A 13,796-nucleotide genomic window follows, 5' to 3' on the forward strand; every position below is an offset into this window, starting at 1 on the left:
TATGGGATTTCCTAAAGATTTCTTATGGGGCGGCGCAATTGCCGCAAATCAGGCAGAAGGGGCCTATCATGAAGACGGTAAAGGATTAAGTGTTGCAGACGTACTTCCAGTGGGAAAGGATCGGTTTAAGAATGTATCTCTAGAACTGAAAAAAGATACATTTTATCCAAGTCACAAAGCAATTGATTTCTATCATACGTATAAAGAAGATTTACGAGAATTATCAGACTTGAGCATGAAGTGCTTTAGAACCTCTATCGCTTGGAGCCGCATTTTCCCGAATGGGGATGAAGCAGAACCAAATGAAAAGGGACTGCAATTTTATGATCAACTATTCGATGAACTGTTAAAGTATCATATGGAACCTGTTGTTACGATTTCTCATTTTGAAACGCCGCTGCATTTAATTAAAACATACGGTGGCTGGAAGAATAGAAAATTGATCGAGTTTTATACAAGGTATTGTAATGTAATATTTAATCGCTATAAAGATAAGGTAAAGTACTGGATGACGTTTAATGAGATCAATCATGCGCATACTTTGCCGTTAATTGCAGCTGGAATTGAAGTAAAAGAAGATGCAAACAAATTGAACGATATTTATCAAGCCAGCCATAACATGCTGGTAGCAAGTGCAAAAGCAAATATAATTGGGCATGCAATTAATAGGCAGTTTAACATTGGCTGTATGCTGTCATTATCCCCTATTTATCCGGCAACTTGTAAGCCGGAAGATGTTTTTGCATCCTACGAGTTAAGACGTCGATCTTTGTTTTATAGCGATATTCAGCTTCGCGGTGAATATCCGGCGTATTTTAAGCGGATAGCAGAGGAAAATCATATTTCTATCGATAGAGAACCGGAGGATGAAGAAACATTAAAAAAAGGTGTTTGTGATTACTTGGGCTTTAGTTATTATCGCTCATCTTTACATGAAGCAGGGATGAAAATCCTTGGCAATACGGGCGGTTTGTTAGGCAAAAAAAATCCATATTTAAAAGAAAGTAAGTGGGGATGGCCAATTGATCCACTAGGACTGCGCTATGTATGCAATGAATTGACAGATCGCTATCGCAAGCCGCTTTTCATTGTGGAAAACGGATTAGGGACAAGTGATGAAATTGCGGAAGATGGAAAAATTCACGATGACGAAAGAATGGAATATCTGAAAGAGCATGTAGTGATGATGAAAGAAGCAATCAAGGATGGAGCCAATATTATCGGTTATACCTGGTGGGGCCCGATGGATATTGTATCAGCCGGGACTGGCGAAATGAAAAAAAGATACGGTTTTGTGTATGTAGATCGAAATAACGATGGTAGTGGAACATTAAAGCGTATGCGAAAAGAAAGTTACAAGTATTATAAACAAATTATAGCCAGCAATGGTGAAAATTTAGATCGATAAGAAACAGGAGGCGTTTAGAATGAACAAAACATCATTTCCCGATGGATTTTTATGGGGCGGTGCAATTGCTGCAAATCAGGCCGAAGGTGCATGGAATGTGGATGGAAAAGGTATGTCCGTTGCCGATGTTGCCATGTACAAACCCGATATTGATATCAAAGATTATGTGAAACAGTGGCATGTTGGATTAGCAGATATAGAACGTGCAATGAAAGCTACGGACGATACCTATTATCCTAAACGCAGAGGCATTGATTTTTACCATAACTACAAAGAAGATATTGCACTTTTTAAAGAAATGGGATTTAAAACCCTGCGTGTGTCCATCGCATGGACACGTATATTTCCTAATGGGAATGAAGAACAGCCCAATGAAAAAGGCTTGCAATTTTATGAAGATCTGTTTAAGGAATTACGAGCGAGCGATATAGAACCATTGGTTACTTTGTCCCATTATGAAATGCCGTTATATTTAGTGAACCATTATGATGGATGGGTATCGCGTGATGTAGTCGATCTATTTGTGAAATATGCGAAAGTATGTTTTAAGCGTTATAAAGATTTAGTGAAATATTGGCTAACCTTTAATGAAATAGACAGCGTCTTCCGTCATGCGTTTACAACAGTCGGAGTTCTAGAAGAGAAGTACGCCAGCAAGAAAGAAGCTGAGCAAGCCATATACCAGGCCCTGCATCATCAATTTGTGGCAGCAGCTTTGGCAACGAAGTACTGTCATGAAATTATACCCAATGCGCAGGTTGGCTGTATGGTTACAAAGACCTTAACCTATCCAGAAACCTGTAATCCGGATGATATTCTATTAGCGCAGCGAGATAATAGAAATAATTTTGTTTATACAGATGTACAAGTTTTAGGAGAATATCCAAGACATTTGTTACAGTATTTTAAGAAGAATCATTTAGAAGTAAAAATGCAGGAAGGTGATGAAGCAGTCTTAAAACAATATCCGGCAGATTTCATTGCCTTTAGCTATTACATGTCAATGGTGCAAAGTGTACATGCTGCGCAGCGTGAAAAGGTAGGCGGCAATTTAGTAACAGGCGTTAAAAATCCATACCTGCCGATCAGTGAATGGGGCTGGCAAGTCGATCCAAAGGGGTTACGCATATCCCTAATTGATTTATATGATCGTTACCATAAACCGTTATGGATCGTTGAAAATGGAATTGGCGCTTATGATACAGTGGAAGAAGATGGCGCAATTCATGATGACTATCGTATTGATTATTTTAGAAAGCATTTTGAACAAATTGGCGCAGCAATAGATGAAGGGGTAGAGTGTATGGGCTATACATCCTGGGCCTGTATTGATATCGTAAGTGCCTCAACATCTCAAATGAGTAAGCGCTATGGTTTCATTTATGTAGACGCAGATGATTTAGGCAATGGAACCTATAAAAGATCGAAAAAGAAAAGTTTTTATTGGTATAAGAAAGTTATCGATAGTAATGGGGCGGATTTAGATTAAGGGAAAAAAGGTTTTCTTCGCTTTGTCTTCTACAAAATAGCCTGTGAATTGTTTACAATGTATAAACCATTTCTGTGGGGAGGGTAAAATAATAAATAATGTAAAAATGGGGGTGTGTTATGGCAGTTTACAATACGTATGAAATAGCATATAATAAACATATACTAAATAAACCAAAAACGCCCTGCTCGATACAGGACGTTTCGGTTGAGTAGGTGTTGACTACCTGCAAAGTTCAATTAGCGTTGCAGTCGCTAAGATGAATTTGCTAGAAATCGTTAGTTTTAGATGCCCGAATTCTAACTGCATGGTATCACCTCCTATTCAGTTGTAAGGACGTAGTTCATGGCTACGTCCTTTTATATTATAACTTAATATTACCAATTGGGACAGTTCATTTTTAGACACTGTGTCTGTTGGTATAAGAAAGTTATCGATAGTAATGGGAATGGGGCGGATTTAGATTAAATAAAGGAGTGGCGCGTTAAATGCGCCACTCCTTTTAAGTCATGGTAATAATGTATACGATTGGGTTTATGCTGAATATGATAAAAGGTATTTTTGATAGATAAAAATATAGAAATTAATCTAAAAGCGTGTAAGAGCTATAAGACGCAACCACCGTCCCTTTGTCCATGTTTTATATTAAGAGTTTTGAGAAAAATAAGAGGAAAATTGCGTTAATAATGAACCCTCAAGTAGGTGACTTTATCAAAAAGCTAGGTAAGGAAGAAAACGTTTTACTAAAAGAAAAATTTATTCAAGCGGCTAGACTATCTATGGTGATTACAACTCATATTTTAAACAGTAATTCTAAAAATCAAATATCTGATTTATTAAAAATAGGCGTTAAACCAGAAAATCTAGTAATAATATGTAATAATGAGGATTATATCGAAGTTTATGAAAAAATGTTTAATGAAGGCAAGCCGCAATTTAATCTTATATTAGATGAAAGTATTTTTAGAAGAAGAATTAGAGACAATCGTGTATTGTTAGCAGATAAATTTAATAAAAGAGAAAGAAACAGTGCTTATGCTGGTAAGGATGAAGATGAGTCATTTTCTTATGATCATCTTTATTATAAAGATGATGGATATGTAGGATTTTCTGACTATAGTGTGGTTGGTGATGGGTATATTGAATCAGGTTTTGCACCTTATGCTGTTGCAATACATATAGTTTATTTTGATAATGAAAAAAGTTTAAGGATCAAGCATTTTGTTTCAGATACGAATGATGATATAAATGACCCTGCCCAAAAATTTTCTGAGGCTGTAGGAAAATTAGTAAGTTGGAATAAGGAGAAAAGAATCAATACAACTGGGATAAAAATCTTTGAGCAGATGTTTGAGAATGAAATATATCCTGGATTAGGTACAGTAAAAAAACTTTCAATTATGCATCATATTGAATTAATGAGTCAATATTTAGATGGAGCGACTGGAAGATGATTTTTTGTAATAAGTGCTTTAAAGATTCAGAAATTGCGGGTACAATTACACGTTTAAATAAAGTGGGCAAATGTACAACGTGCGGACATGATAATGTTTTTTTGTATGATACGGATGTTGATAAGGAGTTAGCAGATTTATTTGATGAATTAATCAGTATTTATACACCAAGTAATTCATTGCCAGAAAATTATCCTAAGGCAGATTTGAAATTATTAACTGAAGAATTGAAAAATACTTGGGATATATATAATGGATTGAATAAGTCTCAAATATATGAGATGATAACAAACATATGTAAAGAAAAATATGCTGATTCTCCTCAATTGTTTGATGGGCTTATTGGAATTTCGGCATATAAAGATCAAGATTATCTAAAGGAAAATGCTATCCTACCTACAAATATTTGGAGAGATTTTGTAAATGATTTAAAAAATAAGAATAGATTTTATACTAAACATATTAATACTAAGAATTTAGAGGTTTTTTGTTCCTATAGAAGGAAATCCTATAAAAAGGGAGACATTTTTTTTAGAGGACGTATTTCATCAGAGGATGGATTTAAGTGTAGTGAGATGTCGGCTCCTCCATCTGAAAAGACTGCTGCCGGACGAGCAAATTCGTTAGGGGTAAGGTGTTTATATCTAGCAAGTGATATGGAAACAACTGTGCATGAGGTTCGGGCTGGGGCATTTGATTACGTTACAATTGGAAAATTTGAATTAACGGAAGATGTTATTATTGTTGATTTAAGGGCAATAGATAAGATAAGTCCATTTTTACCAGAGTTGGATTGTACTCAATACGCTATTAATAAAGATGTTCTGGGAAAAATTAATCAAGAGATGGCGAAGCCATTACGGAGAAATGATAGTTTGCTAGAGTACGTTCCAACACAATATATCAGTGAATTCATTAAGAGTATAGAATATGATGGAATTCCAGAATATGCAGGAATAGAGTATGGTAGCACACTGTGTGCAGGGGGCTATAATTTAGCAATGTTTTATCCTAAGATATTCAATTGTATTGAGGCAGAAACTTTTCGAATTGAAGAATTAAATTACAAAAGAATAAAAGTATGAATTAGTCTATATAAGATATCAATTTAGCGGATTACCTCGTAAAAAAAGGCCTACCATTCAGACAGGCGCATGAAGTATCCGGGAAAAGCGTGCACTATTGCATTGAGCATCATAAATGGCTGATGGATTTATCTTTAGAAGAATTGAAACAATTCTCGCCACTATTTGAAGCCGATATTTTGGACGCAATCAAAGTAGAAACCTGCGTCGAGAATCGCAATTCTTTTGGTGGAACTTCTTACAAGCAGGTAGAGCAAAATTTAAAAACTGCGAAAGAAATCATGGGGAAACATCAGACCGTCATTGATGTTTATCAGGAAAAAGCAATATCCTTGTAGTGGATGCTGGTTACATCTATTTACAATAGGTATAACATATACTAAATAAACCCAAAACGCCCTGTGGCAAGCAGGCCGTTTCGGTTGAATGCATTAGGTGAACAGCACTTTTAAGATAAAAGCTATCAGTGCTATTACCTTGATAAGTACCGTTACCTCTACTTCAAGAATGAAACGAAACTTCAAGGAAATCACCTCCTGTATTCAGTTTGTCGGACTAGTTAGCGCTAGTCCGATATTTATATTTTGGAATAATATGGATAGTAAAATAGATAGATCAAGCAAAAAGAGTTTAACTGCTAAGTCCTGAAACCTTACAGTTAAACTCTTTTTGCTGTTTGAAATTATTATGGAGTTACAATAGAATCTAAATTATATTGTAGCGAATTGTAGTGTTTTATGCAATTTTCTAAAGGTTTATGCATATTTATGTGATCTTATTGCATTTTATTTAATTTTCTATGCTATAATTAACAATGAAGGTAACCTTATCCTATTTTGTTATCTTTCTATAAAAATAAGCTGGAAAGAGGGTGTCATTGGTCGTTTTATGTAAAAGCAGCAATAGATAAAGCAGAGTTGGGAGCGTGTGAAGTAGATGAAAAGCATACAAGCAAAAATGACAATGAGTATTATTTTAATTTTTTTTGTATCCCTTGCGATTTTGGGGGGGAGCAATTATTGGAAGGCACGAGATATTCTTATTAAGAATGTCAATGAAGATATGAAAAAAAGTGCAGTCACTGCTGCGGCTTCGTCCGGTGAGTGGTTGAAAACGCATCAGATAGAATTGACGATGCTGGCGTCGAACCCGGTCATTCAAACGGGGGATATCGAGCATATTTTACCGATTTTGATCAATGCCAAGCAAGCCAATCCGGAATATGATTCTGTGGTGTTTGCGGATGCAACAGGGGCGTCGATCAATGAAAGCGGGGCGCGAATCAGTGTAGCAAGCAGAGCGTTTTTTAAGGAAACAATGCAAGGGAAGACGCTGATTTCTGATCCAATGACTTCGGCAGCAACGGGGAAAACGGTTGTTATGGTCTCAATACCGGTAAAAAATGGCGGTAAAATGACCGGTATCGTCTTTGGGACGGTGCCGATTGATGTGCTGAAGCAAAAAATTCTGGATATTAAAGTCGGCGAAACAGGTTTTGCAAGCATCGTAAGAAAAGACGGCTTATTTATTATTCATCCCGATCAGGCGGTTGCGATGAAAGTCAATTCGTTGACGGATGAAAACAGCGATCCGGGACGGAAGAAATTAATCGGGAAAATGGTTGCAGGAGAAACCGACAGTATGCAGATCAATATCACGGGCGTGCAGCGGTATGTTGCCTTCGCGCCGGTTCCCGGCATGGGCTGGTCTTTGGCGATTAGTGTTCCCACAGACGAGGTGACGAAAGAGGTAGATCATCTGACAATGCTTTCGATCTCGATCAGTGTGGTGGTATTATTGCTCGCAGGGATTTTTGTTGCATGGTATGCCCGGCGTATGGCAAAACCGCTTGCGGATCTTGAGAGGGCGGCGCAGCAAATTGCCGGCGGGGATCTTTCTCAATTTCGAATGCAGTTGCAGTCAAATGATGAAATTGGTCGCTTGGGACAAAGCTTCAGTAAAATGGTAGAAAATTTACGATCACTGGTCAAAGATACGATGTTGATGAGCCAGCAGGTCGCGGCGTCCGCCGAGGAACTGACCGCAAGCTCTGCGCAGTCGACGCAGGCATCAAATCAGGTTGCATCGGCGATTGCCAATGTAGCCGAGGGTGCAAATGAGCAGTTGCATGCGGTCGATGCAACGCAGCAGTCAGTCGGACAAATCTCTGATGGATTGCGCCAAATGGCGGTGAATGCCGATGAAATGACGGTAGCTTCGAAGAAGGCTATGGACAGATCCGATGTCGGAAGCGGGGCTGTGGATAAAGCGGTTAACCAAATGGGTGAGATTGCCGGTTCAGCCCAGGCGGTAAGTGAGGCAATCGCCAAATTAAATGATAAGTCTAAGGAAATCGGGCAGATCGTGGGAACCATTGCAGGGATTGCCGGGCAAACGAACTTGCTCGCCTTAAATGCCGCAATTGAAGCAGCCAGAGCAGGTGAGCAGGGGCGCGGTTTTGCGGTAGTCGCAGAGGAAGTACGCAAGCTGGCGGAAGAATCGGAGGCAGCAACAAAGCAAATTGCCGCTCTGGTTGGTGAGATCCAAAATGATACTACGCGTGCGGTTGATGCGATGCAAAATGGAGCGCGTGATGTGCAGACAGGGACGGAAATGGTTGCCGAAGCTGGGACGGCCTTCCGGGAAATCGCGGATTTGGTGGCGAGTGCTTCCGCACAGGCCAAGGAAGTTTCGGATACAGTACAGAAATTGGTTACAGGCAGTCAGCACATTGTAGATGCAGTGCAGACAATTGATGGTTTGAGCAAAACTTCTTCCGATGAAGCGCAGAGTGTATCGGCGGCTACGCAGCAGCAACTGGCATCTATGGAGGAAATCACTTCATCCAGTGAGGCGCTGGCAAAAATGGCACAAGATTTGCAAACTGCAGTTACAAAGTTTAGACTGTAGAAGGTGAAGGGGCAGAGGACAGGTTACATGTCTCGTAAAGGCTATGAAAATGGAGCAGAGTAAATGCATAAAAATATATAATATGTATGTTATGTGTAATGATGATTGCTTTCCAGTTCAAAGAAAAGACGAAACTTCAAGGAAACCACCTCCTGTATTCAATTTATCATAATGTGGATATATGGATAGTTGATATAGAGATAAATGAAAAGAGTTTAGCTGCCAAGTCCTGAGGAACTGGTCAGTTAAACTCTTTTTGATTGTGATCATGCAGGCTGTAGAAAGCAGATGTAATATGCTAAAGCCCCATATCTCTATACATCAATTTCATTTTTCTTAAAGGCGGCGATCACTTCGCTGGTCAGGCTCATTTGCAGCTCGTCTTCGAGGGGAATATTTTCTCTCTCTACCCAGACACCAAGTGCAAGTTCATCGGTTTCCAGCGTGATGGCATCATCGCCGTCGAGTTCGGCATAAAATCCGGCGAGGAGCGTATCGGTAAACGGCCACGGCTGGCTCTTGTAAAATTTCAGGTTTTTCACTTTCAGTCCGGCTTCTTCCAGTACTTCGCGATGCACGGTTTGTTCAAGGCTTTCCCCGATTTCTGCAAAACCGGCAATCAGTGAATGACGAACGTGTTCTCTTCCGGCGTATTTTGTTAAAAGGAGACGATTTTTGTCATGTACAGCGACAATGACCGCCGGTGAAATTTTCGGGTAGATCTGAAAGTTGCAGCTGTCACAATAGAGCATGCGCTCTTTATCGGATTTTTTCAGGGGCGTCTTACATCTGCTGCAAAATTTATGATCCGAATACCAGCGATTTAGCTGCCAACCGACAGCACCGGCAAAGGAACGCCAATATTTTGGTTCTGAACGGAAACGGCGCACATTCACATAAATCCAGCCATCCACGGAATCAAGCCCCTGTTCGTCTACCAGAAAGTAATGAATTTCGTTGATGGTAAAAAGAAACTGTGCCTTCTCGATAAGTGCAGGATATTTTTCCTGAAAATCAGCAAAAGACGGACACCACAGCTTGTCTTTGTCTTCTTTTATTAGAACGGTATCTCCTTCATATGAAAGGAAAACATCAGATTCTTTGGCTTTTTGATGTTTAAAATTATTATTGAATATTTTTGGTCCAATATCCTGGATCATAAAAATCACCCTCTCATGGTTTTGCAGAAAGTCATCGTTGGTTTTCTGCTTGAGACAATAGATCCTATCTATATTCTAACGGATTATATGGTTTTATGCAATTTCCTAAACACTTGGATTCTATTGCTGTAATTTAGTTTTCAATCGGTAGTTTCTAAGATAAAAAGAAAGAATGATACTTTTGATTTAGAGAAAGCAATAAAATCTTAAGTGATGATACTGAAAATTTCAATGAATATAGAGTATAATTGTCTTATGAAGTTGTATTTTCTAGTATCTTGGACAGGGTGAATTTTAAGATTTGTTTCAATTTGATCAAGGAACTGGTAATTAAGGAGCAGCATATGGGGCAATTATTAAACAGGTTATTTAAAAAGAATCATTTAGAAGTAAAAATGCAGGAAGGTGATGAAGCCGTTTTAAAACAATATCCGGCAGATTTCATTGCCTTTAGCTATTATATGTCAATGGTGCAAAGTGTACATGCTGCGCAGCAATTGATGAAGGGGTAGAGCCTTTAACAATTGATGAGATTAAACAAATTTGTGAAATGATAAAAACTATAAAGCAAGATTGCATCTGTTTTGTTGATAATTGTTATGGTGAGTTTGTTGATACATTAGAGCCTACTGCAGCGGGGGCTGTGTATGGGCTATACATCCTGGGCCTGTATTATCCAATTAATTGGTCGGAACGGCATATTGCCTATGCGGCAGGCCTTGGGACTTTTTCAATATTTGTAATTTTTTATTTTCAATGCGCTGGGTAAAAACCCCGACTTCCAGTCGGGTAGCTTCCAGCGAAAAAATGAATGAAATGGGAAGACTACTATTGAGGTGATTTGCCAAACTGGCAGAGTACAAAAAAGGAAGGTGATGTAAAAATTAATTACACCAAAGGGGTTTATCGTATTTACTCTCCGACTATGTTATAATAATAAAACTATAAACTTCAAGAAATTTCATTGGGTAGGGAGTAATACTTATGTTGTCGGAAGATATCATAAAACAGCAAGCCGCTATGGGGTCATCTTATAAAAAGGGTTGTTATTATTATGAGACAGGACGTGTAGAAGATATCGAATTTATTTCGGATCAAAATTTATTTGTGGCGCAGGTTTCGGGGCGGGAAATCTACAGCGTTTCAATCAATTTTGATGCGCAGTATAAGATAAAAAACTATCATTGTGAGTGTCCGGCTTTTTATGAGTATAACGGGGCCTGCAAGCATATTGTGGCGGTAATGAAGACGATCAAAGATGATTGGGATAATTATTTTTCTAAAGAAAGTACGGTTATTCGTTTTCTAGATAAAAAGGAAAAGCCAAAGCTGCAATTGACAAAACCAGCACAAGAAATGCTGAATTTTTTTATACAAAAATCCGAAAGTATGCATAATAAAATGTCACCTGTTCCAGTTCGATTGACAGGGACCTATATATTTTCCATTGTTTCCGGGCATAAAAAAAGTTCACTGAAATTTTTGATTGGCAGTGAACGGATGTATGTAGTAAAGCATATCACACAATTGATGGAAGCCTTAGAAACGAATAAGAATTTGTACTATGGAAAAAACTTTGCTTTCGATCCGCAGTATATGGTGTTTGATACAGCATCACAGGCGCTTGTAGATCTGTTGTATCAAGGCTATATAGAAGAAAAACAGCGTAGTAGCTGGAACTATTATGCAAGCTATGGGTCAGCTTTTTCTGATGCACGGTATTATACACTGACCAATCGTACGTTAAAACAATTCTTTACTTGCATGGCGGATAAAGCCTTTGATATAGAAATAAACGATGAAAAACTGAAAGGTATTATGATTGAATACGGACGGCCGCAGCTTAATCTGACAATTCATAATATCAAGGGCGGTGTTCGTCTGGCACTTGAGTTGGAGCCAGACGAAGTCATATATGGATTAGACGACGATTATGAGTATCTATATTATCAGCAAAAAATTTATCAGGTCGATGCCGAATTTTCCCAATCTATAAAACCAATCCTCGATTGTCTTTCGACGCAGCATGCAGTAGGTGTGGATATACCAGAAAGCAGTGCTTCCACATTTTTCTCAGGGATGTTGCCGGCGCTTGAAAAAATCAGTACAGTGCATCTTAAATCTGGCGTTTTGGCAAAGTACGCACGCGAGAAACTGGCGAAAGCTGTATATTTAGATAAGTTAAAGAATGGCATGAGCGCCCGGGTTGAATTTCGCTACGGTGAAAAAGTAGTGCAGTTTCATGATGATAAGTCGCAGAATGAAATCATGATGGATGGTAAGGTTCTTTTACGTTCCACGATTGAAGAAACCCAGCTGTTAAATTTGTTTCGTAAGTACGGCTTTATTTGGGAAAATGGACAGTTAGTGCAATTGGATGAAGAAAAAGTTTACTTGTTTCTGCAGGAAGGCCTTTTAGAATTAAAGGATATCGCCGAAGTTTTTTATACAGATGCGTTTAAAAATATTCGTATTAAAGAAGCCAGCAATATTTCTGCCGGGGTTCGTCTTAATACAGAAACGGATATGCTGGAACTCTCGCTTGACTTTGACGATATCTCGCTTAAAGAACTTATGGAATTATTGACTTCCTATAAAATAAAAAAGCGTTATCATCGTTTACAGGACGGATCTTTTATTCCCCTTGATTCACCGGCCTTTGAGGTTAGCGCAAGAATGCTTACCCAGCTTGGAGTCCGTCCCAATGATCTGAAAAAGAAAGTCATTGAACTTCCTAAATATCGTGCCTTATATTTAGATAGTTTGGCGCGCGAAACTGGTGAGTTTTATATGGAACGCAGCAGTGCTTTTAAGAAAATGGTACAGGATATAAAAGAGCCAGAGGATGTGGAATATCAAGTTCCGGATGGCATACAGGGAAAATTAAGAGCATATCAAAAGACGGGATTTAAATGGCTAAAATCTTTGGCAAACTATGGCTTTGGCGGGATTTTAGCGGATGATATGGGCTTAGGAAAAACCTTGCAGGTTCTTACCTTTTTGCTATTTGAAAAAACAGATACGCCGCAGCCTTCTTTGGTTATTGCACCTACTTCACTTGTTTATAACTGGGAAGAGGAAGTACAGAAATTTGCGCCTAGTCTGAGGACTTTGGTCGTATCGGGAGACCCGGAAACGAGAGCAACACAGCTTCAAGAAGTTGACGAAGTGGATTTAGTCGTAACTTCGTATGCCTTGATTAAACGTGATATTGAATTTTATGAAAAAAAGAAGTTTTTGTATTGCTTTCTGGATGAGGCACAGCATGTGAAGAACCCGAATACTTTGAATGCCAAAACTGTAAAAAAAATCAGAGCTAAGAATTATTTTGCGCTGACAGGCACACCAATCGAAAATACATTAACAGAGTTATGGTCAATTTTTGATTTTATCATGCCAGGCTATTTGCAAAGTCATAGGACTTTTACCAGTAAGTTTGAACAGCCTATTGTAAAAAATAGTGATAAACAAGCGCTTAATGAACTTAGTCGTCATATCAAGCCTTTCATTATGCGGCGGATGAAAAAAGCCGTGCTTAAGGAATTGCCGGAAAAAGTAGAAAGTAAACTGAGCTGTGAGATGACAGAGCAGCAGGTAAAACTTTATGCTGCTTGGGCAGTGCAGGCGAAAGCAGAACTTGACACTGAAATTGCCGCGCATGGTTTTTCAAAAAGTCAGATAAAAATTCTAGCATTACTAACGAGATTAAGACAAATTTGTTGCCATCCATCTCTATTTATCGAGGATTATCATGGTGGCAGCGGCAAGTTGGAAGTTTTTAAAGAGATTGTCAAGGAAGCAGTAAACGCTGGTCATCGGGTACTTATTTTTTCTCAGTTTACGGGTATGCTGGCGATTATTAAAGAAGAGTTAGTAAAAATGAATATATCTCATTATTATTTGGACGGATCAACGCCAGCCGAAGATCGGATAAAACTTGTGCATTCTTTTAATGCTGGAGATAGAGAGGTATTTCTCATATCGCTTAAAGCAGGAGGTACAGGACTAAATCTGACAGGGGCAGATACCGTAATTCATTATGATCCATGGTGGAATCCTGCGGTAGAAGATCAGGCGACAGATCGGGCGTATCGCATCGGTCAGAAAAATTCAGTCCAAGTATACAAATTTATTGCAAAAAATACAGTGGAAGAAAAAATCTATGAACTCCAAAATAAAAAGCGAGAAATGATCGACAGCTTAGTAAAACCCGGCGAAAATTTCTTGACTAAGCTAAGTGAAGATGAAATACGGAAGTTGTTTGTTCTCTAGGGGCTGTGGAGAAATACC

Annotated in this window: 9 protein-coding genes and 1 pseudogene; 9 read left to right on the forward strand and 1 reads right to left on the reverse strand. The window is 38.6% G+C overall.

Annotation, left to right across the window (positions count from 1 at the left end):
* The first annotated feature begins 1 nt into the window (after position 1).
* From BN6559_RS16770 to BN6559_RS16795, 6 genes are all read left to right on the forward strand, one after another.
* The gene (locus BN6559_RS16770; RefSeq protein ID WP_110955803.1) at positions 2-1,408 is read left to right on the forward strand and encodes a glycoside hydrolase family 1 protein; all 1,407 of its coding nucleotides are present in this window, start codon (positions 2-4) and stop codon (positions 1,406-1,408) included.
* Positions 1,409-1,427: 19 nt separating this feature from the next.
* Positions 1,428-2,897: a glycoside hydrolase family 1 protein gene (locus BN6559_RS16775; protein WP_110955804.1), complete on the forward strand. Its 1,470-nt coding sequence runs from the start codon at positions 1,428-1,430 to the stop codon at positions 2,895-2,897.
* Positions 2,898-3,532: 635 nt separating this feature from the next.
* Positions 3,533-4,351 (forward strand): sce7725 family protein, encoded by an 819-nt coding sequence (locus tag BN6559_RS16780; RefSeq protein WP_267886737.1) that lies wholly within the window; start codon positions 3,533-3,535, stop codon positions 4,349-4,351.
* Positions 4,348-5,436, forward strand: a complete 1,089-nt coding sequence (locus BN6559_RS16785; protein ID WP_110955806.1) for an RES family NAD+ phosphorylase — start codon at positions 4,348-4,350, stop codon at positions 5,434-5,436. The genes BN6559_RS16780 and BN6559_RS16785 overlap by 4 nt, the downstream gene beginning before the upstream one ends.
* A 17-nt stretch (positions 5,437-5,453) precedes the next feature.
* Positions 5,454-5,774, forward strand: a complete 321-nt coding sequence (locus tag BN6559_RS16790) for a hypothetical protein (protein ID WP_110955807.1) — start codon at positions 5,454-5,456, stop codon at positions 5,772-5,774.
* Between the two features lie 598 nt (positions 5,775-6,372).
* Positions 6,373-8,346 carry a methyl-accepting chemotaxis protein gene (locus BN6559_RS16795; RefSeq protein WP_110955808.1) on the forward strand — a complete coding sequence of 658 codons (1,974 nt, stop codon included), beginning with the start codon at positions 6,373-6,375 and terminating at the stop codon, positions 8,344-8,346.
* 314 nt (positions 8,347-8,660) lie between these two features.
* Here BN6559_RS16795 and nudC read toward each other — a convergent pair whose 3' ends face one another.
* The gene (gene nudC / locus BN6559_RS16800) at positions 8,661-9,506 is read right to left on the reverse strand and encodes an NAD(+) diphosphatase (protein WP_110955809.1); all 846 of its coding nucleotides are present in this window, start codon (positions 9,504-9,506) and stop codon (positions 8,661-8,663) included.
* Between the two features lie 344 nt (positions 9,507-9,850).
* Here nudC and BN6559_RS19375 point away from each other — a divergent pair, with 344 nt between their 5' ends.
* From BN6559_RS19375 to BN6559_RS16810, 3 genes and pseudogenes are all read left to right on the forward strand, one after another.
* Positions 9,851-10,018, forward strand: a complete 168-nt coding sequence (locus tag BN6559_RS19375) for a hypothetical protein (RefSeq protein WP_199884093.1) — start codon at positions 9,851-9,853, stop codon at positions 10,016-10,018.
* Between the two features lie 2 nt (positions 10,019-10,020).
* Positions 10,021-10,149, forward strand: a pseudogene (locus tag BN6559_RS19875) (methionine gamma-lyase family protein); the annotation flags it as partial.
* Positions 10,150-10,490: 341 nt separating this feature from the next.
* Positions 10,491-13,778, forward strand: a complete 3,288-nt coding sequence (locus BN6559_RS16810) for a DEAD/DEAH box helicase (protein ID WP_110955811.1) — start codon at positions 10,491-10,493, stop codon at positions 13,776-13,778.
* The last annotated feature ends 18 nt before the right edge of the window (positions 13,779-13,796 follow it).

Source organism: Massilibacillus massiliensis (assembly GCF_900086705.1).
GTDB lineage: Bacteria > Bacillota > Negativicutes > FLKF01 > FLKF01 > Massilibacillus > Massilibacillus massiliensis.